General features: G+C 60.2%; 20 protein-coding genes and 1 tRNA gene. 11 read left to right on the forward strand and 10 right to left on the reverse strand.

Annotated features, from left to right (window positions below; all coding sequences use genetic code 11):
- Entirely contained in the window at positions 1 to 1,065 is a 1,065-nt protein-coding gene (locus ACG2LG_RS11565; RefSeq protein ID WP_396259140.1) for an ABC transporter ATP-binding protein, read from the reverse strand.
- A gap of 140 nt (positions 1,066 to 1,205) precedes the next feature.
- Between ACG2LG_RS11565 and ACG2LG_RS11570 the strand changes: the two genes are divergently transcribed.
- From ACG2LG_RS11570 to ACG2LG_RS11580, 3 genes are all read left to right on the forward strand, one after another.
- Positions 1,206 to 1,290 (forward strand) — tRNA-Leu (locus tag ACG2LG_RS11570).
- A gap of 2,013 nt (positions 1,291 to 3,303) precedes the next feature.
- Positions 3,304 to 3,591, forward strand: a complete 288-nt coding sequence (locus ACG2LG_RS11575) for a hypothetical protein (protein ID WP_396259142.1) — start codon at positions 3,304 to 3,306, stop codon at positions 3,589 to 3,591.
- A gap of 133 nt (positions 3,592 to 3,724) precedes the next feature.
- Complete coding sequence (locus ACG2LG_RS11580) at positions 3,725 to 4,408, forward strand: hypothetical protein (RefSeq protein WP_396259143.1); 684 nt, start codon at positions 3,725 to 3,727, stop codon at positions 4,406 to 4,408.
- 89 nt (positions 4,409 to 4,497) lie between these two features.
- Here ACG2LG_RS11580 and ACG2LG_RS11585 read toward each other — a convergent pair whose 3' ends face one another.
- Positions 4,498 to 5,253: a hypothetical protein gene (locus ACG2LG_RS11585; protein WP_396259144.1), complete on the reverse strand. Its 756-nt coding sequence runs from the start codon at positions 5,251 to 5,253 to the stop codon at positions 4,498 to 4,500.
- Between the two features lie 348 nt (positions 5,254 to 5,601).
- On the opposite strand from ACG2LG_RS11585, the gene ACG2LG_RS11590 reads away from it, so the two are divergent.
- Entirely contained in the window at positions 5,602 to 6,177 is a 576-nt protein-coding gene (locus ACG2LG_RS11590) for a hypothetical protein (RefSeq protein WP_396259146.1), read from the forward strand.
- Positions 6,178 to 6,312: 135 nt separating this feature from the next.
- On the opposite strand, the gene ACG2LG_RS11595 is transcribed toward ACG2LG_RS11590, so the two are convergent.
- The gene (locus ACG2LG_RS11595; RefSeq protein WP_396259148.1) at positions 6,313 to 7,074 is read right to left on the reverse strand and encodes a hypothetical protein; all 762 of its coding nucleotides are present in this window, start codon (positions 7,072 to 7,074) and stop codon (positions 6,313 to 6,315) included.
- A 263-nt stretch (positions 7,075 to 7,337) separates the two neighbouring features.
- On the opposite strand from ACG2LG_RS11595, the gene ACG2LG_RS11600 reads away from it, so the two are divergent.
- Positions 7,338 to 7,694, forward strand: a complete 357-nt coding sequence (locus ACG2LG_RS11600; RefSeq protein ID WP_396259149.1) for a hypothetical protein — start codon at positions 7,338 to 7,340, stop codon at positions 7,692 to 7,694.
- Positions 7,695 to 7,753: 59 nt separating this feature from the next.
- A complete protein-coding gene (locus ACG2LG_RS11605) occupies positions 7,754 to 7,969 on the forward strand; it encodes a YpsA SLOG family protein (protein ID WP_396259151.1) in 216 nt (71 codons plus the stop codon).
- Between the two features lie 82 nt (positions 7,970 to 8,051).
- On the opposite strand, the gene ACG2LG_RS11610 is transcribed toward ACG2LG_RS11605, so the two are convergent.
- From ACG2LG_RS11610 to ACG2LG_RS11635, 6 genes are all read right to left on the reverse strand, one after another.
- Positions 8,052 to 8,963 carry a restriction endonuclease gene (locus tag ACG2LG_RS11610; protein ID WP_396259152.1) on the reverse strand — a complete coding sequence of 304 codons (912 nt, stop codon included), beginning with the start codon at positions 8,961 to 8,963 and terminating at the stop codon, positions 8,052 to 8,054.
- An 11-nt stretch (positions 8,964 to 8,974) separates the two neighbouring features.
- Entirely contained in the window at positions 8,975 to 12,499 is a 3,525-nt protein-coding gene (locus ACG2LG_RS11615; protein WP_396259153.1) for a class I SAM-dependent DNA methyltransferase, read from the reverse strand.
- A 251-nt stretch (positions 12,500 to 12,750) separates the two neighbouring features.
- Entirely contained in the window at positions 12,751 to 13,731 is a 981-nt protein-coding gene (locus tag ACG2LG_RS11620) for a hypothetical protein (RefSeq protein ID WP_396259154.1), read from the reverse strand.
- 352 nt (positions 13,732 to 14,083) lie between these two features.
- A complete protein-coding gene (locus ACG2LG_RS11625; RefSeq protein ID WP_396259156.1) occupies positions 14,084 to 15,643 on the reverse strand; it encodes a YfjI family protein in 1,560 nt (519 codons plus the stop codon).
- A 361-nt stretch (positions 15,644 to 16,004) separates the two neighbouring features.
- Entirely contained in the window at positions 16,005 to 16,526 is a 522-nt protein-coding gene (locus ACG2LG_RS11630; protein ID WP_396259157.1) for a hypothetical protein, read from the reverse strand.
- 2 nt (positions 16,527 to 16,528) lie between these two features.
- Positions 16,529 to 17,812: a tyrosine-type recombinase/integrase gene (locus ACG2LG_RS11635; protein ID WP_396259159.1), complete on the reverse strand. Its 1,284-nt coding sequence runs from the start codon at positions 17,810 to 17,812 to the stop codon at positions 16,529 to 16,531.
- Positions 17,813 to 18,178: 366 nt separating this feature from the next.
- On the opposite strand from ACG2LG_RS11635, the gene ACG2LG_RS11640 reads away from it, so the two are divergent.
- The gene (locus ACG2LG_RS11640; RefSeq protein ID WP_396259161.1) at positions 18,179 to 19,336 is read left to right on the forward strand and encodes an aldose epimerase family protein; all 1,158 of its coding nucleotides are present in this window, start codon (positions 18,179 to 18,181) and stop codon (positions 19,334 to 19,336) included.
- 17 nt (positions 19,337 to 19,353) lie between these two features.
- Here ACG2LG_RS11640 and ACG2LG_RS11645 read toward each other — a convergent pair whose 3' ends face one another.
- Positions 19,354 to 20,010 carry a type II secretion system protein gene (locus ACG2LG_RS11645; RefSeq protein ID WP_396259163.1) on the reverse strand — a complete coding sequence of 219 codons (657 nt, stop codon included), beginning with the start codon at positions 20,008 to 20,010 and terminating at the stop codon, positions 19,354 to 19,356.
- Between the two features lie 248 nt (positions 20,011 to 20,258).
- Between ACG2LG_RS11645 and ACG2LG_RS11650 the strand changes: the two genes are divergently transcribed.
- From ACG2LG_RS11650 to ACG2LG_RS11665, 4 genes are all read left to right on the forward strand, one after another.
- Positions 20,259 to 21,758, forward strand: coding sequence for a prenyltransferase/squalene oxidase repeat-containing protein (locus tag ACG2LG_RS11650; RefSeq protein ID WP_396259164.1), 1,500 nt, complete (start codon positions 20,259 to 20,261; stop codon positions 21,756 to 21,758).
- 122 nt (positions 21,759 to 21,880) lie between these two features.
- Positions 21,881 to 22,834, forward strand: a complete 954-nt coding sequence (gene tal, locus ACG2LG_RS11655; protein WP_396259166.1) for a transaldolase — start codon at positions 21,881 to 21,883, stop codon at positions 22,832 to 22,834.
- A gap of 7 nt (positions 22,835 to 22,841) precedes the next feature.
- On the forward strand, positions 22,842 to 23,321 hold the full coding sequence (locus ACG2LG_RS11660) for a hypothetical protein (protein ID WP_396259168.1): 480 nt from the start codon (positions 22,842 to 22,844) through the stop codon (positions 23,319 to 23,321).
- A 7-nt stretch (positions 23,322 to 23,328) separates the two neighbouring features.
- Positions 23,329 to 24,360, forward strand: coding sequence for a M23 family metallopeptidase (locus ACG2LG_RS11665; RefSeq protein ID WP_396259170.1), 1,032 nt, complete (start codon positions 23,329 to 23,331; stop codon positions 24,358 to 24,360).
- Positions 24,361 to 24,382 lie beyond the last annotated feature (22 nt).

Genomic DNA, 24,382 nt, shown 5'->3' on the forward strand with positions numbered 1-24,382 from the left:
TCAACCCTTCATCACGACCACGTCCTCGTGACGCGACCCGAACCCGACCTCGTCCCCGACCTCGCGCACCAGCTCCGGATTCAGCTCGACGACATGCTGGCGCCCGGCCTCGGACTCCAGCACGTACTGGATGCGCTGACCCAGGTAACTGCGCTCGAGAATCGTCCCGCTCGCGCCGTTGCCGCCGCGGACGCCCCCGATGCGCCACGCCTCCGGCCGGACCGAAAGCACGACCTCATCGCCCGTGCCGGGCGACCAATCGGGATCGGTCGAGCGGCCGACCATCAGCCCGAACCTCGTCTCGGCCTGCACGAAACCGGCCCGGAAATCGACGGCCCGCCCCTTGATCAGGTTGGTTTCCCCGATGAACCCGGCGACAAAGGCCGTGCGCGGCGAGCGGTAAACCTCCTGCGGGGTGCCGAGCTGCTCGACCCTTCCGGCGTTGAGGACCGCCATCCGGTCGGCCATCGCCAGCGCCTCCTCCTGGTCATGGGTCACGTAGATCGCCGTGAGTCCTCCCTCCTTCACGATCCTCCGGATTTCCCGGCGCATCTCGATCCGGAGCTTGGCGTCGAGATTCGACAGCGGCTCATCGAGGAGCAGGCAGCGTGGACGCACCACCAGCGCCCGCGCCAAGGCCACCCGCTGCTGCTGGCCACCCGACAACTGGTCCACCCCCCGCTCGTCCATGCCCGCGAGATGAACGAGCCGCAGCGCCTCCTCGACCCGCCGCCGGATCTCCTCCTTCGGCACCTTCCGTTCCTCGAGACCGAAGGCCACGTTCCGCCCCACCGTGAGATGCGGCCACAGCGCATAGCTCTGGAACACCATCGCCGCCTCGCGCTTGTGCGGCGGCATGCCGGTCACCTCCGTGTCCCCGAAAAAGATCCCGCCCTCGGTCGGTTGCTCGAGCCCGGCGATGCAGCGCAGCAGGGTCGTCTTGCCGCAGCCGGACGCCCCCAGGAGAAAAAACAGCTCGCCCGGCGCCACCTCGACGTCGACGCCGTCGAGCGCCGTGACTTCCCCGAAGCGCTTGACCACCGACTCGGCGCGTATCGAATCCATAACCGCGCCCATGCTTGCCGACCGCGGCCCGCTGGCAAGCCTTGATGCCGCGAAGGGGAAATCCGTCACACGAGGCAAAAGATTCGCTTGCCAAGGTCCCCGATCATTCCTAAATCCGCCGCCCACGATTTCCCAGACCTGCTCGGGTGGCGGAATTGGTAGACGCGCATGACTAAGGATCATGTGGCTTAGGCCGTGGGGGTTCGATTCCCCCCTCGAGCACCACTCTTTGATTACCAAAGGCTTAGAGCCCGCCGAAAGGCGGGCTTCTTTGTGTCAGGGCGGCAAGGTGTGCCAAGTGGTGTGCCAACTCGTGCGGGCACGACGCTTTGCTGATCACGCTCATCCTACTCAAAAGCCTACCAATGGGATCTCTGATAGCGATCCCGACCAAAGCCCTCGGCTGATTAGGGGGATACGATCCGCGCAATTCGACTGGCACCCACAGACCCCGCGCAACCGTGGCCATCGATCGCAGTGCCAGAAGCTTTTGTCGCCAATCTGGGATTTCACCCCAGACCCCGACCGGGGATAACGTCCCCGGACCCGCATTTGGATGACAGGCTTGACGCCCAAGGGGTCGCTATCAGATCGTGATGGTGTGAAGGACGTTTATGCGCGGTTTCGGTCGTGGGTGGCAGGATTGCCGCGATCCCAGAGAAGGGTGCTGTTTTTGGGGTTCTCTGCGATTATTGTTGCGACCCTGATCCACAATCCGCTGTCGGGTTACGAATATGTGGGTAACTGGTCCTTCTGGGGAACGGAGCATCCCATCGGATTGTCTCGGAGCAATCGGTCCGGTGTTTTGAGCTTGGGGCAATTCAGCGTGTTCGTGTCGTTCGTGGCAGGCATCGCAATGATGACCGGTGTCGGTTTTTGGCTAGCTGGACTGTCAGGCAAGCACGAAGGAGACGACTAAGGAGGCTTTTGGCGACAAAAGGCTCCCCAGCCACGTGAGCAGTTGTTCTCGGGAACCCGTTGTCACTTTCTACAGTCCGGGTAGCATTGGTGTCCTCGGGCCCGCATTTGGGCATGAAGATACTTCGGTATCCCTAAAAACCCCCTAGAAAGCCCTAGAATCGCTTCTGACGAGTTTGAATGCTAAATGAGTATCAGTAGGCCAATGGCCGAGAGGCGTCTCAGAAGCCATTCTTGAGCGTTTAAACAGTAATCACCAAATCAATGTTCAGTGATTATGATCGCTATCCAATAGAGCAATATCAAAGCAATGATGATGATTGCCGGAGCCCGATCAAGCTTGCGATCGAACTCATAATTTGCCGGAAGCACTAGACATTGGAGGATGACAAAGAGCCCTACGACGGGAACGAATATCAGCCAGCAACTGAGTGGCCGTCGTCCGATGTTGTCCAGTCTTAGACTAACCGGGTAAAGCAGGAAAGCTGCCCCCAATAAACCGCCAATATACGGATTCATAGCTGCAGCTAGGTAGCTTGCTCCTAGAATCACCACGATAAATATCACAGCAAACGCAAGCCTCCCCATCCCGGAGCCTTTTGGACGAGCCCGCGACGGCTTGGACGGAGAGGGTCTGGATGGCAGAGACTGATGGTCCTTGGAAGCGGTTACTTCCTCAGCGGGGCTTTCTTGCCGAATTGATGGGAGCAGATCGCCGAGCGGCTGTGGGTCACAGTCCGCTGATGATACCAACGTTGTCGCATGGACCAAGCCAGCCTGTAAGCGGGAGATCAATTCCTGCTCTGTGTATGGGCCTTGAACAGAGCCGCGGTTGTGAAGGAAGTATTTCGACTGCATCGACCTATTCGCCGGTCAGTATTGAGCATCGCCGCTATGGCAGGAACGAAGGCCCCTGACAAGGCGAGACGTTAGGGATCAGCCACGACCTTTTGGCGACAAAAGGTTGACCCAGTGCATCTGAGAATTTTTTCACGCGCGTTCTCGTTGTCACTTTCTCCTGATCCGGGTGGCTCTTGGCGGACGCGACCCCACCCCCCGCCGTCTAGGTAGAAATCTGACGCCACCGCTCAATCCAGCTTCTTGAAGCCCACGCCCCGCACTTCGCGGGGCTCTTTCGTTCTCGGGACCTTGATCCCAACGCCACGGCGGCTGGCGAGTCTGCCGCCCCAACCAAAACAGAGAATGAAACGCAATAACCAGTGCCCCACTTGCCGGGGCGCCCTCAGACACGACCACGCCGCTGCATCCTACGTCAACAACCGCCGAACCACCGGCACCCGGCCACGATGGCACTCCGTCATGATCCCGAACTTCGTTTCGATCTTTGGCGTCAGCCCCATCGCCGTGGTCACGATTGACGACTACGCCCGTGGTGGCATCGCCCTGCGGGTGACAGACCACGATGGCCCCTTGATGACGGCCACCGCGTGGACACCGGGCATCCCTCCCGGCCATGTCGCCGTGAAGGACTACCCAGACATGGATGGCTGCCTTGACCAGCTCATCCGCCACCGGGTCGTTGAACCACCGAAGGAGTCCCTGAACGGGTTCCCGATCTGCCGACTTGGCACCGCTTTCCGAGGCTGAGCCTCCAGCAAAAACAGACACAACGAACAAACACACCGCCGGACTCACCGGCATGCCGAAGCCCCGCCTAGAGCGGGGCTTTTGCGTGTACGGGCAGCGCCTTCGGGGAGGACGGCTTCAACCAAACGAAACGATGAAGATGCACACCAATGGCTGCGAAGAAGCCGCCACCCACAAAGCGGAAGATTCCGCCACCCCCTGCTTGGATGCCGCGCTCGGCACCATGCTGGTCAACGATGTCCTACCCCGCCTGAAAGCCTACCTGACGACCGTTCCGATTGTGGGTTCCGATGACGAAGAGGAGCTGGTTCAGGATGCCACTTTGATGGCTGCTAGAATGATGCTCTCGGCCTCTCAGAAGGGCCGGAAGTTCACGGCTGGCAACATTGCCCACTACGCCGCCAAGGCGCTCAGAAGCGGGCGTAGGAGCCACTACACTGGCCGTGGCGACGCGATGTCACCGGGGTGCCAACTGGACGGGAAAGCCCGCTTTACCTACCTCGATCAGGAGGTTGAGTTTGAGGATGGGGAGTCCGGCGCACTCCAAGAGGCGATGCCGCTGTGCGACTACCTTGGCACAGGCACTGATCCTGCCGAGGAGGCTGCGCGGAATCTCGATTGGGAGGAGTTCCTAGACACCCATCCTCCACGCTACCGGGTTGCCGTCTGTGCGCTTCTCGAAGGCCAGACGATGCGGGAGGCAGGCAGGCGCTGCGGGATCAGCGACAGTGCCGCGCTGAATCTGAAGCGGAAGATCGCTGCCGATCTCGTGGAGTTCCGTGAAGAAGGGGATGCTCTGCGGGTTCTGCAAGTGTAGACTGTAGAGTGCTCGTTTTCCCTGACAGCGGGGGTCGCTGAAGCAGACGGCGGCCATGAAACTAGATGGACTCGTGACTCGGTTCAGGCCTATTCTCGACTCTTAGCTGCGGCGATGATTTTGTTCCTGAGGCCTTGATGGTCACTCTTAATGATGGCCTTCTCTGGGAGTTTCCCAACCACAAAATCCTCAAGGTGCTTCATCGACCCCGTTACACCTACGATCTTTCCCGTGTTTGGGCTTCTGGCCACAACGACCCAGCCCTCGAAGTCCTCGACTTCATTGCATCTGAACTCCTTAACGCTCCCACTCTTCTCGAATCGCACAACCTGATACTCAGCATCAAATATCTGCTTCTCCGCTCCCTTTCCCGCAATGGTGAAAAACTCCAACCCGGCATATCCCGGACCGAAGGTCGAGCTTAGCTCGACTTCTACTAATCGGTGGGAGACCTTGTAGCGATCAATCTCCGGTCGAACGTCAACCTCTTCCCAAACATAGCCATTGTAGCTGTACTCCGTAACGGTCACGATCAAGTTGCCGGTTTCTCGCGCTCGCTTCTCTCTCTCCGCTTTCACCGTCCTCGCACGCAGTGAAATCTGGTCATTGCATTGAAACGGTAGAGCTTCGACAGCGCGGATCACGTCCGCAGTCGACAGTGAGTCGAAGGGCACCACGAATTCCTTCTCATCAGAGGCTCGCCTCATTTGCACGCCCTCAGCGGTCCAATAAAGCCCGGTAGCCTCCAGCGTTCGGCCGTCTGCAGACTTCCACGTGTCGGCTTCGGCCTCGGAGCCACACGCGAAGATTACGCTTAGCCCAAGTGAAAGCAGCACGATCCGCATCAACGGTTTCTATCAGGCGGCTGCCTCCTTCAGCAACAGCAGTCGCTCTGCATAAATTGGCATTAACCAAGCGTATATTGACCTCACCTGACGGCCTTTGTTCCAATCGAGATTTTGGCTATCCGTGATCCGCTGTCATCGTTTCCCCAGTGATCCTTGACAGGCCGGGACCAAACGGACTATGCGTATTTTGCTATGAGGTTTGAGTCAGGAGTATACTTCAAGGTCGGCATCTTTTGCGTCACACTTGCTGTTTCGGGGCCAGTGGCTTGTGCGCAGGCCCTGTCGGGGGTGCCAGTTTTCATTCCCGAGGGCGTAGAGAGAACCAGAGAAGTAAGGGCCCTTTACTTGCGTGTGCTTGCGGGCAGCAACGGTCTGATTTCAGGAGACTACTGCCGCTGGAAGTATGGATACGGCTTCAAGCACAGTGCGAAGCCCTTGGGAGGAGGGCAGGAAATCCCCCTGATTCCCAAGAAGACTTGGGTGAAGTACATTTCCCATGATGAAAGCGGGGCGACCGTGATCATCGCTGGTAAGAAAGCACGGATACCTAACCCTAATAATTCTAATTCGATTATGCTACATCTTGAGGTCTTCGATATGCCTTTGCGGGAAGTGGATAAGGACGTGGTGCGCATCCGACTAGGTCAGCCAGATCGCGTCGAGACTATTGGAGGTGCCGATTGTTTTCTCTACACCTCGAAGGCGGTAACGCTGTCCCGTACGCGGTATGAGAATGCCTATGGGACAGGCACTGCACGTGTGGAAGGACACACAATTGATATCGACACCGTGACTCGCATCCCGATTTATGAGGTAATTACTTTCCAGCCCTACTCATTCCGGGTGTATTTTGATGACAGGGGTTGGGTGTCGCGGGTAGAGGATTTAGTGGACCGAACTCCCGTCTGGCGCACCAAGTAGGGCCATTCACGAGGTGACTTAGCCGCCCCTGATTCTAGACTGCCTTGGATTTGGGTCACTCTTTCACCGGCGCCCCCAGCGCGGGATTACGGACTGGCATGATGACCTTAGAAGCGTGGCGGTCATGCAAACGGATCAGCCTCGATCAGCAGCTAGTTCCACTGCTTGCAGGCCAGCGTCGGACAGCAGTCCCAGCCGATTCCAGCGCCTTCCGATCTGAACCTTCCGCTCGGTCACGCGGTTCCCCTTGCCGGAGTTCATCCGGGACGGCATGAATTCGAGGTTGTAGAGCCGCTCGTCGAGTTCTTCGCAGACGCTCCGGGGGATGATGTGATCGACTGAGGCGATGTCGCCAGCATACGGCCCTCGGGTGATGGTCGGGGCATTGCTCGTTTCCAGCTTGGCCATGCCAGCAGGTTCGAGGCATCCCAGCTTTTCCAGAATGTCGAGGTTGCGGATGAGGGAGGCTTTGACCGCTTCAGCCCGAGCGGTGCCAGACACTTCCAGAGCCTCCTGCGCGGCATCAATTATGGCTGCCGGGGGGTGTCCGCCCTGGCGGGCGGACTCAAGAACGAAGCAGACACGGCGCAAGGAGCGGTTGGCGGCTCGCTTGCCTTGGAGTCCGTCGAGGCGCACGGGGTCGATTAAGCCCGCCACTTCTCCGACGATCTCGAACGGGATCGGAGCAGGCTTGGTCGCCTGTGGTGTGGGGGCAGGCGGCTCCGGTTGGCCGGGTGCCTCCTGTGGCTCGCTGGCGGGCTTGGACGGAGCGGCAGGGGTGGCACTCCGGTCGCACGCGACGAGCGCCAGCAGGAGCGCCAGCAGGAGCGCCGTGTGACGCCTCAGAACCATGACGCCGGGGCGGTGTTCATGGCGAGGTGAGGTGATCCGCTGCACCCCATCACGCGTTCCTCCGTTGTGCCGTCCGGGCGATGGACAATCAGCTTGGAATCGTCGGTAAGCATCCCGGCTCGGTGAAGAGCGTATTCTGCCGCGCTACGGACGGAGCGGAACCAGTGACAGCCAGCAGCCCCGCCCAGCGTCTCGCCTGACAGGTTCACGCCGTCTCCGGTGGGGCGTGGGTGGATCTCGAAGCAGTTCACGGAGGGAGGGTGGCGGATGTCCGTTGCCAAGGCGAGCCGTGGATTCAATCCTGCGGCATGTTGAGCGAAGCGGAAGGACTGGCCGACCTCGGACTCTGGCAAGACGCGTGGGAAGCTCTGGAGGCGTTCCCAGCGGAGGAACGCGCCACGCCCGCCGCGCTCCGTGTCCGCCTGCGGTGCTGCCCCGGTGTCGGTGCTTGGGAAATCGGCGAGCACCTCGCCGCCACCCTTCGAGAGGGCAAGGAAGCCGACAGGGAAACGGCAGCGGGATTCTATCACGCGCTTGCTGTGTTCCACGCGAAAGCGGGCAACCGCGATGCGGCAGAGGTTGCTATCAAGTGTGCGGTAGATGCTTGGGCGGACATTCGAGTCGCTCTAATCGAAGATCCGGTGCTGGGTGAGGAGATTTTCTAGTGGATGACTTGGCCCTTGAGTCCTCGCTTTTCGGGGAGCCTTCGGCTTGAGTTCCGGCAATGATCGAGCGGATCGTCAGTGGAGGTCAGACGGGAGCAGATCGAGCCGGACTTGATGCCGCGATTGCCGCAGGTCTTCCGCACGGAGGATGGTGCCCCAGGGGGCGGAAGGCCGAGGACGGGCCGCTCCCTAAACGCTACCTCCTGACGGAAACGAAGTCGGCATCCTACCTGACTCGCACGGAGTGGAATGCGAGGGATTCAGACGGACGGTGATCTTCACGGTGGGGCCTCTGACGGGAGGCTCGACATGCACCAAGGAGCTTGCCCGCAAGTGCCCATGAACGCAGCAAGATGGTCACGCCTCAGCGAAGTAGTCGGAGTCGATCCGCTTGACTTCGTAGGTTGAAGCCGTGGCGACACCAATGCCGTGGTCAAACATCAGACGAGCAAGACGAGTGCCGTCAACGAGGATGATCTTGGAGTCGATGCGCGAAACGTATTCCAGAGCCTCAGCGGTGAAGTTGGAAGTGGTGATGAAGATCCCCTTGCGGGCACGCTGGCCTTGGAGGGCACCGGCGAACTTCTGGATCTCCGGGCGGCCCACGCTGCCTTCCCATCGCTTTGCCTGAAGGTAGATGATGTCGAGGCCCAGTGGGTCTTCCTTGATGATGCCGTCGATTCCCTCGTCACCCGACTTACCCAGTGCCTCTCCAGCGTCCTTCCGACTGCCACCGTAGCCCATGCGGACAACCAGATCGACGACGACCCGCTCCATGAAATCTGGTGGGTTGTCCATGACCTGCCTCAGTAAGTCGGCCTCAATCTGCCGTCGGACTCTTTGGTAGGCATTCTCCAGCATTTCCTCGGGTGGAGCATCGTCATTGGCATCATCGTCCGAGTCAGTCTCGCCGGTCGCCTCCTTGCGGCGGTTGCGAAACTCCCTGTATTCCTCGAACTGCCTAAGAACTCCGAGATCCACTCGCTCGTGATTGTCAGCGAGCACCTGACGGCCCCGCTCGGTGATGGTGGAAACCGCCCGTCGGGGTGACTCCAGAAGCCCTGCCTGCACTACGTGGCTCTTCGCCCAGCCGACCCGGTTGTCGAAAAGCTTGGCACGCCCACTGGGGAGCATCTCGCGGCGCTCCTCCTCGGTCAGGCCGAACTGATCGGCAAGCTGTTGGACGAGATCACGGTTCTGGTGCTCTTTGCCGTCGGCGTGGGCCTCGATCAAGGGACGCATGAGGGATTGAAAGTCGGGGATGGCCATGGGTGTTTCGGTCAGATTTTTCCGAGTGCGGTGAGAGTGTCGAGGATCTCACCGATGGTACGGATGCGGGCTTGAGTGCGCTTGCCAAAGCAGGCGGCGAGTTCTGAAGCATCTGGGCCGATAGCGGGCAGCAGGCGCTGGATGGCGGCTACCTGATCAGGCATGGAGGTGGGCCACTTCTGCTTCGCGGCGGGTGCGGGCAGCTTGGTGCTCGCAGACTCCGCTTCGAGTTCAATCTGCTTCTGTTCGCTTGCGGGGACGCCGGTTTCGTCGGGTGCTTGGTATTCAGGGCGGAGCCAGCGGACGAGGCCGCGCTTCTCTTCCTCTGCGCGCTCTTGGTTGAGGACGACGAGACGCTTTATGAGTTCCTGCTCGATCTCTTCTTCGGCTTCGCGCGTGAAGCCTTTGATGCTGCCGGGTTCGAGTTCCATAACGGCAGCGCTGCCGGTTTCGAAGTCGTATTTCATGCCGGGGAGCATGCGCTTGGCTTCGAGGATGTCGGACCAACCGTAGGCTTCGAAGACGGCTTCATCCAGATCGTCGTGAATCTGCTTGAGGTTGGTAACGAGGCCCGCTTCGTGAATGTTCTTTTCCTTGTCGGTGAGGGGTTCCTCGACGCGGAGCTTTTCGAGGACGTTGTACATACGGGTGAGGGTTAAATCGGGATGAAGCTCTTGCTGGCGCTTGCGATGCGCGTCGAGTTTCTCGCCTAGGTCGCGAATACGTTTTTTCAAGGGTCCTTCTTCGAGAGCGGGAAAGGGGAAGGTTTCGAAGCAGCGGGATTTGTTGTATCGGGGCCTATCCTCAAGTGTGCCACCCTGCGCTAACGACCATAATACATGAATACGCGAAGAGAGAATCCCTAGGATCGAGGCGTCGTCGTGCGCAACTGAGATCACCATGTGATCGGGCAAGATTTCCCCTTCCAGAAATGAAAAGATCCGATGTTTGGCAGTTTCAGTCGTGCCAATGAATCGCGGCAGGCCGCTAAGCATCCGTCGGAGTTTTGGGACACTCTCGTTGAAAAGCCACCAATTCTCCCGGCGACCCTTCCGCTTGTTTTGAAGGCGTTTCGGTCGGATATGAGTGTGAACCCACTGATAGACACCGGGCAATTGGTCCTGAAGCTCGGCTTCAGTTAGCCCAAATAGATCGAGAACATAGCTTTCTTCGTATCGAGAAGTGAGGGATGATCCTCCTAAGTACCTTCGGATATGACGCTTCCCCGCTGGGTTGTTTTCTAGCCCAAGAGCGAGAGCTTGGGTGTGAGAAACCTGAAAATCCTTACCGCCGAGGATTACACCATTATTTGAAATGCCCTCGTTTGAAAGCAATGGCTTCGCTAAGCTTGTATTCACGCCGAGCTGTAAGTTGGCGGCAATGTTCCCTGTTTTCCGCGCAAGGCTCACGTCGTTCTCTCCGTCGTCTCCGGTCTTTTCACCTTCAACTTCCTCAAGAACTCCATCGAGTCGTTCGCTGTCGGCGACAGTCATCGAGATTCGTACGGCGGCCCCATCGGCAGAGTCGACCCACGGATGATCGGGAATGGCGTAAGCGAGGTGGATGGGTTTCTTGTCGTTGGCAAGAAAAGGTTCGAGGACGCGGCGATTGAAGGTTTGATGGATGGAGTTGGTGGTGATGAAGCCGAAGCGCTCGATCCTCTTCGCAGCGAGCAACTCGGCGGCCTTGTGCCACCAGAACATGACGAGGTCGGCAGAATCGGGAACCTTGCCCTTCCATGCCTTGCGTAGAGTCTCGGTGTAGCCGTCGCCGAGAGCGTCGCGCATGCGTGAGGCTCCGATGAATGGTGGATTCCCGACAATGAAATCCGCTTCCGGCCATTCGGCACGTTTGGGATTGGTGTAGTCGAATACGGTGGTGCGGGCGGTTTCGTCAGGGGCTTCCTTGCCGGTGACCGGATGCGGCTTGGTCGTGCGGCCGTCCCAGATGGTGCGGATCTCACCGGTGTCGGGATCGCGGCGGGGGATGCGCTCGTCGTAGTCGAGCACGGCGTCGCGGCATTCGATGGTGTTCTCGGAGCGCAGCAGCGGGCGGTCGTTGGTGTCGGCGGTGCCGGTGGTCTTGAGCTGCCACTGGAAGTAGCCAATCCACAGCACGAGCTGGGCGATGGCGGCGGCGCGGGGGTTGAGCTCGATGCCCTTGAACTGCGACGGGCGAACCCGCGCGGTGTCCATCTCCAGCGTGCGGTTGCCGCCGAGTTCTTCAAGCAGGTCGAGCACCTCGGCTTCAAGTTCCTTGATCCGGGCAAGGGCGACGTAGAGGAAGTTGCCGGAGCCGCAGGCGGGGTCGAGCACGCGGGTGTCGCAGAGCAGGCGGTGGAAGTTTTCGATCTCGGCACGGGCTTTGTCGTCCCTGCCCTGTTCGTGAAGCAGGGCGGCGGCGGTCTTGACGGCCGACCACTGGTCGCGCAGCGGCGCCATGAGTGTGGGCTCAATGAGCCTCTCGACGTAGCTGCGGGGCGTGTAATGGGCACCGAGCTTGTGGCGCTCGCGGGGGTTGAGAGCTCGTTCGAGCAGGGTACCAAAGATCGCAGGCTCCACTTCCTTCCAGTCCTGCTTCGCGGCGTCGATGAGCAGCTTGATCTGGTCCGCGTTGAGCGGCAGGGCGCTCGGGTTTTCGAAGAGCCCCCCATTAAAGTAGACGACCTTGGCTCGGATTGCGGCCGAGTAGTCGTTACCAGTCGCCATGTCATTCCAAAGGGCCGTGACGAGGGTGGCGAAGCCCGCGGGACTGGCGGCGGTGTGGGTGAGTAGTTCCTCGAAGGACTTCTTGGGTAGCAACTCGATGTCCTCGGCAAAGAGGGTGAAGAGTAGGCGCTGAAGAAAAATCGCGATGACTTGGGGGTCGTGACCGTCCTTTTCGAGCGAGGTGGCGAGCTCGGCCAGAATACTGGCAACCCCACGGGTGACCTTGGCGGCGTACTTCGAGGGGTCGAGGGAATGGGGATCGGTCCAGACCGTGCGCAGGCGCTCGCGAATGTCCGGGTCACGGAGGTCTTCGAGGAAGATCCGGCGTCTCGCGGGGGTGGGGAACGCGAGGTAGGTGCCGCCGGTGCCGGTGAACTCGGCGTAGAGGTCGATGCAGTGGCCGACATCGACGACGATCAGGAAGGGCGGGCGGCCGTGGTCGGCGGGCAGGTCACGGATGTATTCGCGGGCCTGATGGTATGCCCTGTCGAGAGCTTTGTCCCAACCCTGACTGCCGCGCCGCCCGTGGCCGAGGCGGTCGCCCTCTCCGCTGGAACCCTGCTTGGTTTCGAGCACGAAGAAGCGGCGCTTGTAGAGGTCGAGATAGACGGTGGCACGGTTCCCGTCCTTGTCGGTTCGGGTGAAGGCTCGATCAATGACGTAGTCGTTGAGCTCGTTCTGGTCGGTGGAGGGGTCGGGGCGCGGGACGCCGAGCAGGTCGCAGAGTTCCGAGAGGAAAAGAGCGTAGTTCGAGCGCTCGGCGGCGCCTGATGACTGCCAGCGGCTGATGAAAGCGTCGATGGCCTCGGGGGTGGTGGCGTCTGGCATGTCAGAGGGAGAAAGACTGGTGCTTTACCTATCCGGAGCAACAGCCTGCGGCCAGCCAGAATGCGGCATGCTGTCCCATCTGTGGCTCTCGGGAGCAGATGGCGCCAAAGGATTGAGGCTTGTGTCACCCGAGATCGAAGGCGTCCGAAGCAACTCCTCATCGGTGGCACTCTTCAGAACTTCGAGCTTTTCGGCCCTTTCGATTCGCTTCCTGTTCGTTCCTTCGTCGGTGGTCAATCCGCAGCAGCAGATCAAGGCGACTCGACAATCCGGTAGAATGCCTTGCTGGGACCTCCGCTGTCAGCCCACTGCCGCTGAGAGCCATAACCGCTGAGGGTCGTCACCGTGGTCCAAGAATCAAGATTCAGTGAGCGCTGGATGTAGTAGGTTTTGTTGGGTGCCGCATACCAGGACAACCGGGGGATCATCTCGATGGTCGGCGCACTCATCACACTTGATGGAGAAGCGTCTGGGAGAACGGAGCTGCGGGTCAATCCGACGGTCAGCTCGTCAATGCGGAACACGGAATCAGTGCCGCTCGTTGAGTCACGGCCCACGCGGAGACCGATTCTGTCGAAGAATCCCGGCTCGTAAGTGCCTGCCCAGTTCTTCGGATCATAGTTCGTCGCTGCGGTTGGGTTGAATCGCGGAGTCGCCCATCCGGCGATCTCTGGATTGTGGATCTTAACCACCACGATATAGGGTGAAGACAACGTTTGGGGATCGGCGGTATCAGTATTTGCGAAGTAGCCGGAGGCATACCGGGTGTAGTTGAAGGAGAATCGGGACTCTTCCTCAAAGTCAGGGATGATGCGAAGGGCAACATCTTCAACCGCGCCCTTCGTGAAGATGAGATCAATGAATCCACCGCCTGTCCCCACTCCTTCGACACTGAGTAAGAAGCTGATGTAGAACGGAATGTCTATTGGTGGGTAAGAACGGAGTGCCGTCGATGAGCCAGTGGAGGTCGTCAGCTCCAGACTTTTCGGGCCGCCTGAAATTGAACCCAGACCCGGAGCCGTTTTGCCAAACCCACCGGGATTCGACACGATGCGGAGCCGTTGGGAGTCGTCGATGGTCCACGCCCCGGTCCATTGCCCCGTTCCCGAGGTTGCCCCGTTTAGAAAAGCGCCATTTGGAAGAGAATCGAATCCGTCTTCTACGATGACTTGCGCCGAAGCCGTCGCTATTACTGAGAAGAGGACGAGCGCGGGCAGGTGCGGCAGCTTCATTAGATCAGGGGTTCTGCTTTCCCTTTCATGCTGATCCTCTGAAGTGGAGAGTCAAGATGTCGCGGAGTCAGCGCCCGCCGACCATGGCGTTCGACCTTTTGTTGACTAAAGGTCGCCATTAACGCAAAACAGTTGCAATAAGGTAAATTAGGGGATGATTTTTCTCCTTCCGTTTGTGCCAGAAACTAGCCGAGATCCTTTATTTTATCGATGTTTCAGCTGCCAAACGAAAGGGTAAAGGGCCTTGGAGTGATGGGGTAAGGCAGAAAATCCGTCCCACCCCCGGTTCCAAAACCCCCGAAACCCCCATTACTGCCGAGTTTTGGGAGTAATGGGGGTTCTGGTAGTGGGGTCAGTGGTTGAAGCCATTGAGTTGCCGTGATGTCCGAAGCCTCACGCGGATTGATGGACGGCCACCGCCATGCTGTTGGCGTCTCCCGACGCGAACGTCGTCGAATTTAGCAGCCAGCTGTTCGATCTCCTCCAACTTGAATCCGTGGCTCTTTTCGAGTTCACGGGCGCTGGATTCCCCGCCGCGATCAGTGAGGACTTCGCGCAGCCTGTCGTGGCGCTTCTTCAGCTGGTCGCGCTGGGACCCACGAAGCACGTCGATCTGTCGCTCGTTGAACCAACGCATCACACGAACGGCATCCTTTGCCGTGTCGATAGAGAGCTGGTTTTCGGTAGCCCGAAGTCCGTGTTTCGCGACATGGAAGACGAGGGCCAGCTTCCACGCATTCTCCGCCCACCGGGCAAGGTAGGCAGCGAGGTCGTGATGGGGACCATCCGAACGGCGCAGCCTCACAGCTTCGTTGAAATATTCCCGGATTACCTCAGCTGCTTCGGGGGTGGGCTCGATGATGGGGACTTCTCGCGTGGAATCACTGTCACAGAACCGTTTCACAAGATCTCTGACGATCCTCGACCATTCGCTGAGAATCCGGTCGGGTACGGGATCGATGCCCCCGGTGTCTTCCAGCGGCTCGGCGTTGGAGTTGAATAGCAGGAATCTCGGGAGGAGTCCCGACCCCGTCATGGATGAGTTTACCAGCAACTTCGAGGCAGCGTCGGGCTGAACGAACCAGCAGACGGTGAGGCAGGGGCGCTTGAGCGCCACAGAAGCTCGTCCCACGCGATGAGTGGATAGCGCGTCACCCGAGTAGCTGGCGCAGTAGACATCTTCATCCGACGCACTCGAATACCGACCGTCGATCACCCCTAAGATGCCGCGTGCCTCGGCAGAGAAGGACGCGATGCTCTCGCGGTTCTGCTTGCTGAAGAGGTCGATCAGGGCTTCCCGCGTAATGTCTCTGACCACGTAGGTCGGTTCTGCGTTCCGTCTTTGCTCCAGTTCCTTCTTCCGGGCATCTGCTTCCATTAGCTCGGCTTTGTGCATGGCACGTTCGCTCGGGTCGTCGCAACGAGCCGCCTGCTTCAGCGCGCCCTTCCGGCGCTCCTCGACAAAATCAAGCTCGGTATCAATCTCGCCCGAAATCGCCTCGCGGAATTGCTCGCTTGCGGCTGCTTGGATCTCCTGAAGCGGCTGTGCTACAAACCGGAAGTTCTCAGACTTGCCGGTTCCAGACTCTGCCACCCCGAGGATGAAGAGATTTGCTCTCGTCGTTCTGTTCGGGCCGGTAGCAATCTCGATTCCAGCTCCGCATGCAGCGGATATGGTGCCGATAGCCGTCGCGGCAGCGAGAGGTAGGTTCCGGGCCGGGGTGACCCGAGAAACCTCTTCGACGACGATACGCATCGGAAGTGGCAGACATTCAATGGGGAAGTCACTATCGAACTCCTCGCTGTTGCCTTGCAGTGCGGTGGCTTGATTGGTAGCGTCTTGGCAGTCCTTCCAAAGAGCGCTCCGTTCGGCCCCGGCTGGCGGGGCGCTTTCGTTAGGGATGATGCTCATTTCCGCGCTCCTTCCCGGTTGAGGCTCTCGAACACAGCGGCAGGGTCGAACATGACGGTTCCGCCGACTCTGAAACTCGGCACCAGCTTCTTTTCCGCCCACTGTAGTAGGCAGCGGGAAGTGACGGGCAGAGGTCCCTCGGGCTTGGTTAATGCGCTGGCCCGGACGAGCTGGGGCAGCGTGGTCTCACGGGACTTGCCCGTGTCGGTTGTGGTTTCGCGCTTTGCGCGGTTTGGATTTAGTTCCATGGGACAAGACTAATATCCTAACAGAATTCACCCAAAACACTTACCCTTAGATGCTTACGCTGTGCTCTAAGTTGCTTGCCGGGACGCCATCTGCGCTTAGCAGAGGCGCTTCTCTACTTGCGCGGCGAACCACCTTGCTTGGCCCGCTTTTTGCCCGACTTCTTCGCACCAAGCGATTTCTTCGCCCTTTTCGCAGCCGCACCTTTCTTGCCGCGTTCGGAATAGTTGGCAGCCTTCCGTCTCTCAAGCCACTCCTGAAACGCTCCTAAATGCCATTGGGCATTGGGAACCCCTTTTTCCCGGTGCTGGGTAAGGAGTTCAACCGCCATGTCTCTGGCTTGGTCTTGGGTAAGGCCACCTTTCTTGTAATGCTCCAACGAAATCAGAAACTCCCGATAAGCAGCTGTCCGGTCGCCAAGGCTCGCCTTCGGCATCGCATCGCAAAGAACTTCTTGAAGGGGGCGCGTTTGTTTGGCGGCCATATCCGCGTAAAACTCGTCGTTCACAAGCAGATCACCCGCCGCTTTCCAGATCTCAGCGGCCAGATTCACCCGCTCGTTGGCATCTCCCGTCGGCAGTGCAGCGGCCAGCGCGGCGAGTTGCTCATGCGTCAGTCGTTTAAGGGTAGTCCTCATTATTAGGCGGCTTTGGTGGTTTTGATCATCTTGCCCTTGGGTCCAATATTGAGGATTTCCGCTGCGTCGTCTGACTCCATGCGTCGGACGTAGTGCCTCCGCAAAGTGTCGTGCCCGCCCGAATGCCCAAATCTGAAGATCAGAGTTTCAAGGGGTTCGCCCGTCTCGACCAAGACGGACGCGCAGGTGTGGCGCGGGGCATTTTTGGGCCACCGTCCACGGGTCGGTTTGGGTGGATTGTTGAGCAGGCGGGCGGATACTTCCCACCCCGCAAGCCTACGGACGGCGTTCTTAACCTCGCGCCAGTTGGTTCCCACAATCTTGTCGTCGGGGTCCGCGTCCACTGGTCGATAGGCCGTAATCCATGCGGCGAGCGTCGGACAAATCGGGGTATTCCGTCGCTTGTTCTTTTTTGCAACGTCTTTGTCAATTTCCACGCCCTTCGCGCCGATATGCCGCCAACAGAGTTTTGAAAGCTCGGTCATGCGAACCCCAGCAAAGACAGCCAAGGCATAAGCGACGGCAGCATTGGGGCTCCACTTCTCTGCGGCCCCGAGTAGGGCGCGAACCTCGGCTGGCTTTAGTATCTCAATGTCGGCGTCGTCGTCGTCGTCTTCAAACTCCAGCCCGTAGAGCGCGGCTGACGAACACCACTCACGCGGCGGCTTCGCTGCCCAGCGCCAGAAAGCCCGCATGTATCGGTAATGTGATTCCTGCGTGGTCGGGGCGTAAGACTCAAGCACTCCCTCTAGGTCGGCTGTCTCAACGTCGGACAACTGCATGTCAGCCAGCGGAGCAAGGGCATTCCTGAGCGCTCCCCGGTATCCCCTGAGCGTGTCCTTCGCGAGCTTGCCACGCTCAAACCGTTCCTCCTTCAGCTTGAGAAAACGTTCAACGGCAGCGCCCAGCGGCTTTGACGCCTCGCGAGCGTCATGGGTTCTCCGATAGGCGCGGGCGGCTTCCAGCAGGCTCCCAGCGTCGCCCAGCGCTTCGAGCGCTTCGAGGTGCTGGCGGGCAAGCTCGGCAAGCGTCACGTCGTGGCCCGCCTCTTGGAGACGTTCGCGGGCGGTGTCGGCGTCTTCGGCTAGGCGTGGATTGATCGCCTTTGCGGGCGTCGCCTCGGGGTCGCGGGGATTCAACTTAGCGATGAAGTCGCGGGCGGCGTCACGGTTGCGGAAGTGCGCACGGTGGCGCTTGCCGTCGTCGGCCATGTGGGGCGGAATATCCACGCGCCAGCGCTTGCGCGATTCGATGAACACGGGTTGGAGCGCAAGTTTTCGGGGCATGATTTTGGCGGCATGATTTTCAACGCAAAATGAGCCCGCACGGCGATTTGTTAGGGCACGCTTGGCACAGCGATAGTGCCATCTTGTGCCATGAAATGCGAGCAAAACATGCCGAAACGTTTACATGTGGAAGAATTAGAAACTGACAGCCAGTGACTTGTGATTCCACGCTCCACTAAGGATCATGTGGCTTAGGCCGTGGGGGTTCGATTCCCCCCTCGAGCACCATCATTCGAACACCCCTGCGGCTGAAAGGCCGCAGGGGTTTTTCTTTGGTTCCGCCACTTGGATCCCGGGGCTTCCGCCAGAGGACCCTTTACATCCTCCGATCCGCCAGCCTTCACTCTCCCAACCCAGAAAAAGAACGTGATCCGGATTTTTTTCATCACCACCGCAGTTGCCGCGCTGCTCGTCAGCTGTCAGAAACCCTCCAGCGCCAGCAACCCCAACCCTGACGAACTTCTCGTGGAAAACTTCGGCAAAATCCAGGACGGCCGCGACGCCCATCTCTACACGCTGACCAACGCCAACGGCATGGTCGCCCGGATCACCGACTTCGGCGCGACCCTGGTTTCACTGACCGCCCCGGACAAGGAGGGCCAACTGAGCGACATCACCCTGGGCTACGATTCCGTCACCGGCTACGACAGCGACGAGAACCCCTACTTCGGCTGCTCGGTCGGCCGCTACGGCAACCGCATCGCCCACGGCAAGTTCAGCCTCGACGGCAAGGATTACCAGCTCGCCACCAACAACGATCCGGGAGGCATTCCCTGCCACCTGCATGGCGGCGACCGGGGCTTCGGACGCCGGCTGTGGACGCTGGAAGAGCATACCCCGTCCTCGCTCACCCTCAAATACGTCTCCGCAGATGGCGAGGAAGGCTATCCGGGCACCCTCACGGCAAAGGTCGTCTACCGCCTGACCGACGACAACGAGCTGATCTGGGAAGCCACCGCCACCACCGATGCCCCCACGATCGTCAACCTCGTCCACCACACCTACTGGAACCTTTCCGCCGATCCGGTCACCTCGATCAACGACCACCGGCTCACCCTCAACGCGGACCACTACCTTCCGACCAATGCCGGGCTGATCCCGACCGGGGAACGGGCGCCCGTTGCGGGCACTCCGATGGATTTCACCGAACCCACTCCCATCGGCCAGCGGGTCGAAGCGGATTTCGAGGCCCTGAAGCTGGGCCTCGGCTACGATCACTGCTGGGTCCTGAACGAAGCCGCGGACGGCGAACTGGGACTGGCGGCCCGGCTTGAAGATCCCAAGACCGGTCGCGTGATGGAATTGCTCACCAACCAGCCGGCCATCCAGTTCTACGGTGGCAACTTCCTCGACGGCACGATCACCGGGAAGAACGGCACCGTCTACGAACATCGCGCCGCCGTGTGCCTCGAGACGGAGAGCTTCCCCGACGCTCCGAACCAGGAGGGATTCCCGTCACCGGTCCTGCGCCCCGGAGAAACCTACCGGCACGTCATGGTCCACCGGTTCTCGGCGAAGCCCTGAACCTGCCCGAGGGCAGGTCAGAAATTCGCGACGTCGTCGGACCCGGCGTAGGCATCCGCCTTCACCCCGTCCTTGCCGTAGGACAACAGCACGTAATTCTGGAATCGCGGCTTCTTGTCGCTCCACTCGGCAAGCCCCCAGGTGTACAGAATCTTGTCCCGCTGCCCGTCGGAGAACTCGTTCTCGAAGGGTGGCGTGTTGATCGCAATCATGATCTCGTTCCCCCACGAGTCATACAATTTGCCATCCTCGCGCCCGACCCCCGACCGCTTGTCGTCGACGATGATGGGCGTCACGTAGCTCTCACCTCGGGGATTCATCTGGCGGGTGCTGAACACCTCGTCCGTTCCTGTCGAATACTCGACGCTCTCGCCCACCAGCGCTCCCACGATGACCTCGCTGCCGTAGAGGCCACCCGGATCGCCGTAAATGGTGTCGTAGCCGGTATCCAGTTTGGACTTGGGAATCGGCGGGCGGTTGTAGTCGATACTGAACGCCTCGACACCGAGACCGAAGTCCCGCATCTGCTGAAGGGTCTTCGCCTGCTGGGCCTTGAGAATCCCCTTTCCTGCAAACATGAAGGCAAGGGAGGCAAGCGCGGCGATGATGACGATGACCACGAGCAGTTCGACCAGCGTGAAGCCGCGGTCTCTGGAGGGGCGTTTGAATTTCATGATGAATGGCGCTGGGGCGGAAAGATAGCGTGGTTCGTGCCACTTTCCAGAAGGAACGAAATCACCCTTGTCCGGACGGCGAACTGCCTTGAGCTCGCTCGGGTTTACCCTGAACCGGAATTCCCGAAATTTCATCCAAGCAACGGTCCCCCTTGATCGTTCGGGGGCGGCACAGGCACCATCCATCCCTGATTTTTCAGCTGGCAAGGCGGTAAATCCGCCATAATTTCACCAAAGCACCTGATAAAATGAGCCTCCACGCCCAACTCAGCCCCGAAGCTCAAGCCCGACTCCAGGCCCAGCGCCGGGTCTCAACGATCTCCTCGATCGTCATCTCGCTGCTGGTAATCGTTTTCCTGGGTCTGATCCTCGCCTTCATCCTGTTGCCGGCGCTTGAGAAGAACACGCCCCGGATCATCAGCTACGCCGCTCCTTCCAGCAACGAAGACAAGCTGGAGACCAAAAAGCTCACCAACAGCGTCGAAAGGAAACCTTCGGCCCCCTCCTCTTCAATGGCGAAGGTGATTGCCGCGAACACCAGTTCGCCGACAGCGGTCCCGGTGCCGGAAGTGGATGTCCCCGAGCCTTCCACGGATTTTGGAAATGGCGATGACTTCGGCGACGGCTGGGGTTCCGGCGGTGATGGAGGCGGCGGCGGTGGCTTCGGCAGCATTCCCGCCACCATGCAGAAGCGGTGCTCGCCGGAAGACCGGATGCAGCGCCTGCTCGAGAGCGGAGGCACTGAAAAATGCGAGGAGGCCGTGGTCAAGGGACTCGACTGGCTCCAGGCGACCCAGCATGCCGATGGCTCGTGGGGCGGCAGCCACAAGTCCGCCATGACCGGGCTCGCCCTGCTTTGCTACCTCGGTCACTGCGAGACCCCGCTTTCCGAGAAATATGGCGAAACCGTGCTCAAGGGCATGGTCTGGCTCATCGATCTCGGAATGAAGCAAAATGGCCGGCTGAACACCGATCCGGGCAATCCCATGCCCTACCAGCACGCGATCGCCACCTACGCCCTCGGCGAGGCCACCACCTTCTGCAAGCAGCTCGGGCTGAATGTCCCCAACCTCGCCGAGGTCACCCAGAAGGCCGGCCAGTTCATCATCGACAACCAGCACACGAAGACGGGCGGCTGGGACTACGGCTACTCCGAGGACAGCGGCCGCGGCGGCGACCTCTCGGTGGTCGCCTGGCAGATCCAGGCATTGAAGGCCTGCTACCATACCGGCCTCGATTTCCGCAACCTCAAGGGCAGCATCCGCAAGGCTCTCGACTACGTGGAATCCTGCCAGTCTTCCGATGGCGGCTTCGGCTACCGGCCAGGAGGGGGTGCCGGGCACGCCCCGAACGGCTACCACACCCTCACCGGTGCCGGCATGCTTTCCTTCCAGATGTGGGACAAGGGATCGGTCGGTGCGGTCCGCAAGGGTGCCCGCTACATTTCGAAACACTCGAAATTCGACTACGACACCGCGGACGCCGATCTCTACGGCCACTACTACGAAAGTCAGGCAATGATCGCCCGCGGTGGCGAAGACTGGAAGAAATACAACGAGATGTTCCGCGACGAACTCCTCGACAACCAGAATCCGGACGGCTCGTGGAAGGCTCCGGGCGGTGGCAACAAGCTCAATGCCGTCGGCGCGCTCTTCCAGAGCGACGTCCACTACCGCACCTGCCTCTGTATCCTGATGCTCGAAACCTACTACCGCTTCCTCCCGGGAACCGGTGCGGGCGTCAAGTAGTGAGCAACCCGCGCGACACGGGCCACCCGCTTGCCCGTAAGCGGCCGTTTTTGCGGTAGTCCCCGGCTTTTCCCGGCTTTTCCCTCGCGTGGTGGGAAGATCACGCCTATCTCAGCCGCCGTATGAGCCACAGCCAACTGGACCAACTCAAGCAGTTCACCGCGGTGGTCGCCGATACCGGCGACTTCGAGTCGATGAAGGAGTATGAACCACAGGATGCGACGACCAATCCGTCGCTGATCCTGCAGGCGGTCGGCCAGGAAGAATACCGGCATCTTGTCGACCAGGCCGTCTCGGAACTCAGGGATTCCCCGGCCGAAGGTCGCGTCGAGGCCATCATCGACCGCATTCTCATCCTCTTCGGAATCGAGATTCTCAAGATCGTGCCCGGGCGGGTCTCGACCGAGGTCGATGCCCGTCTCTCCTTCGACACCGAGGGGACCATCGCCAAGGCCCGCCAACTCATCGGGGCCTACGAACAGGAGGGAATCTCCCGCGATCGCATCCTGATCAAGATCGCCTCGACCTGGGAAGGCATCCGGGCCGCGGAGATCCTCGAAAAGGAGGGAATCCACTGCAACCTGACCCTGCTCTTCTCGTTTCCCCAAGCCGTCGCGTGCGCCGAGGCGGGCGTCAAGCTGATCTCCCCCTTCGTCGGGCGCATCCTCGACTGGTACAAGGCCAGCACCGGCAAGGAATACCATGGGGAAGACGATCCCGGCGTCCAGTCGGTCCGCGAGATCTACACCTACTACAAGAAGTTCGACTACCCGACCGAGGTCATGGGTGCCTCGTTCCGCAACACCGGCCAGATCACCTCCCTGGCCGGGTGCGATCTGCTGACGATCAGCCCGAAGCTCCTCGAAGAACTCCAGAACTCCACCGAACCGCTCGATCGTGCGCTTTCGCCCGACGCCGCGCGGGAAGCCGATGTCGAAAAGACCAGCTTCGATGAGAAAAGCTTCCGCCTGGCACTCAACGAGGACGCCATGGCAACGGAAAAGACCGCCGAGGGCATCCGCAAGTTCTCCGCCGACATCGTGAAGCTTGAGAAGCTGGTGGCATCCATGCTCTGATCTGCCAATGACGACCGCCCTCCGTGCCATTCTCCTGCTGATCCTCGTCGCCGTGCCGCTCCAGGCGGGCGGCAAGAAAGAGGGCGCCGCAGGCATCGCCTTTCATCTTGAGACCAATCCCGGCGACAACCCGAAGATGATCTTCACCCAGTTCGTCGCCGGAAGGGAACGCGTCTTCCGCCGGGTGCCGGAAATCGGCCCGACCGACATCGCCGCCTTCAACCCCTTCCCCTCGCAGGATGGCGACGGCTACGGCGTCCTCCTCAAGCTCAAGGGGGGTCCAACCAACCGGCTCAGCGCCATTACCGCCGCCAACATGGGCCGCTGGATGATCGCCCGGGTCAACGGACGCATCGTCGATGGAGTCATCATCGACCAGCAAGTCACCGATGGTGAAATGGTGATCTGGAAGGGCATCGCCCTGGCCGAGATCAACGAACTCGACAAGCGGATCCCCCGCATCGGCGAACGCAAACCACGCGGCTGATCCTGTGATGTTCCGCACGCTCATTCTCGCCCTCGCCTTCCTCCCGTCCGGTGCCTCGGCGCTCGACTGGCAGCTGCCGACGGAGAACCGCCACCTTCTCACCGGGGAACCCGAAAAATTCTACATGTATGTCGACCGCACCTTCGAGGGCGTGAGCTCGAAGCCATGGCAGGGAGGTGCCTGGGGGCTGGTCCGCAACCCCGTCCGGGTCGGGGGCAAGGTTGAATACATGCGTTTCCACGAGGGCATCGACATCGCCCCGGTCAAGCGCGACAAGGCCGGCAACCCGCTCGATCTGGTGATGAGCGTCGCGCCGGGACGGGTCGTCCACGTCAACGACTCCTCCGGACGCTCCAACTACGGGCGCTACATCGTCGTCGAGCATCCGGTCGACTCCTCCGGCAACATGGTCCACAGCCTTTACGCCCACCTCGCCACGACCACGGTGAAACCCGGCGACCGGGTCAAGGCCGGCTCGGTGCTGGGCCGGATGGGCTACACCGGTCGAGGCCTCAACCGCACCCGCGCCCACCTCCATCTCGAACTGGGCCTGATGATGAGCAACCGGTTCCAGGGATGGTTTCAGCGGTACTCCGGCGGCACCAATCATCACGGCAACTACAATGGCATGAACCTGATCGGCATGGATGTCGCCCGTTTCATGACCGAGGTCCACAAGAACCCCGAACTCAAGGTCACGGATTTCGTCCGTCGCAGCCCCGCCTACTTCAAGGTGACCGTGCCGCGCCGGGGCACGCTCGAATTCGCCAGCCGCCATCCGTGGCTGGTCTACGGCGACCTCACCAAGCCTTCCCCCTCGTGGGAGATCTCCCTCACGGCCACCGGCCTGCCCACCGGCATCGCCATCAGCCAGCGGAAGGTCGGCGAGCCCATCGTCTCCGCCGTCAAGGCCTCCGACACCGCCCACCGCTACCTCACCCGTGGACTTCTCTCCGGCGAAGGAAGCTCCGCCACGCTGTCCACCAACGGCAAGAAGCTCATCGCCCTCCTCACCGGCGACTTCCCGGATCCAAAATAGCCGAATTGAAAATCGGCGCTTG

Source organism: Haloferula sp. A504 (genome assembly GCF_044385805.1).
Lineage (GTDB): Bacteria > Verrucomicrobiota > Verrucomicrobiia > Verrucomicrobiales > Akkermansiaceae > Haloferula.

What these genes read in the sequence shown, in the direction of transcription:
- ACG2LG_RS11565 (WP_396259140.1), bottom strand. Translation starts at nt 1,065, where the DNA reads ATGGATTCGATACGCGCCGAGTCGGTGGTCAAGCGCTTCGGGGAAGTC.
- ACG2LG_RS11575 (WP_396259142.1), top strand. Translation starts at nt 3,304, where the DNA reads ATGATCCCGAACTTCGTTTCGATCTTTGGCGTCAGCCCCATCGCCGTG.
- ACG2LG_RS11580 (WP_396259143.1), top strand. Translation starts at nt 3,725, where the DNA reads ATGAAGATGCACACCAATGGCTGCGAAGAAGCCGCCACCCACAAAGCG.
- ACG2LG_RS11585 (WP_396259144.1), bottom strand. Translation starts at nt 5,253, where the DNA reads ATGCGGATCGTGCTGCTTTCACTTGGGCTAAGCGTAATCTTCGCGTGT.
- ACG2LG_RS11600 (WP_396259149.1), top strand. Translation starts at nt 7,338, where the DNA reads ATGTTGAGCGAAGCGGAAGGACTGGCCGACCTCGGACTCTGGCAAGAC.
- ACG2LG_RS11605 (WP_396259151.1), top strand. Translation starts at nt 7,754, where the DNA reads ATGATCGAGCGGATCGTCAGTGGAGGTCAGACGGGAGCAGATCGAGCC.
- ACG2LG_RS11610 (WP_396259152.1), bottom strand. Translation starts at nt 8,963, where the DNA reads ATGGCCATCCCCGACTTTCAATCCCTCATGCGTCCCTTGATCGAGGCC.
- ACG2LG_RS11615 (WP_396259153.1), bottom strand. Translation starts at nt 12,499, where the DNA reads ATGCCAGACGCCACCACCCCCGAGGCCATCGACGCTTTCATCAGCCGC.
- ACG2LG_RS11620 (WP_396259154.1), bottom strand. Translation starts at nt 13,731, where the DNA reads ATGAAGCTGCCGCACCTGCCCGCGCTCGTCCTCTTCTCAGTAATAGCG.
- ACG2LG_RS11625 (WP_396259156.1), bottom strand. Translation starts at nt 15,643, where the DNA reads ATGAGCATCATCCCTAACGAAAGCGCCCCGCCAGCCGGGGCCGAACGG.
- ACG2LG_RS11630 (WP_396259157.1), bottom strand. Translation starts at nt 16,526, where the DNA reads ATGAGGACTACCCTTAAACGACTGACGCATGAGCAACTCGCCGCGCTG.
- ACG2LG_RS11635 (WP_396259159.1), bottom strand. Translation starts at nt 17,812, where the DNA reads ATGCCCCGAAAACTTGCGCTCCAACCCGTGTTCATCGAATCGCGCAAG.
- ACG2LG_RS11645 (WP_396259163.1), bottom strand. Translation starts at nt 20,010, where the DNA reads ATGAAATTCAAACGCCCCTCCAGAGACCGCGGCTTCACGCTGGTCGAA.
- ACG2LG_RS11650 (WP_396259164.1), top strand. Translation starts at nt 20,259, where the DNA reads ATGAGCCTCCACGCCCAACTCAGCCCCGAAGCTCAAGCCCGACTCCAG.
- tal (WP_396259166.1), top strand. Translation starts at nt 21,881, where the DNA reads ATGAGCCACAGCCAACTGGACCAACTCAAGCAGTTCACCGCGGTGGTC.
- ACG2LG_RS11660 (WP_396259168.1), top strand. Translation starts at nt 22,842, where the DNA reads ATGACGACCGCCCTCCGTGCCATTCTCCTGCTGATCCTCGTCGCCGTG.
- ACG2LG_RS11665 (WP_396259170.1), top strand. Translation starts at nt 23,329, where the DNA reads ATGTTCCGCACGCTCATTCTCGCCCTCGCCTTCCTCCCGTCCGGTGCC.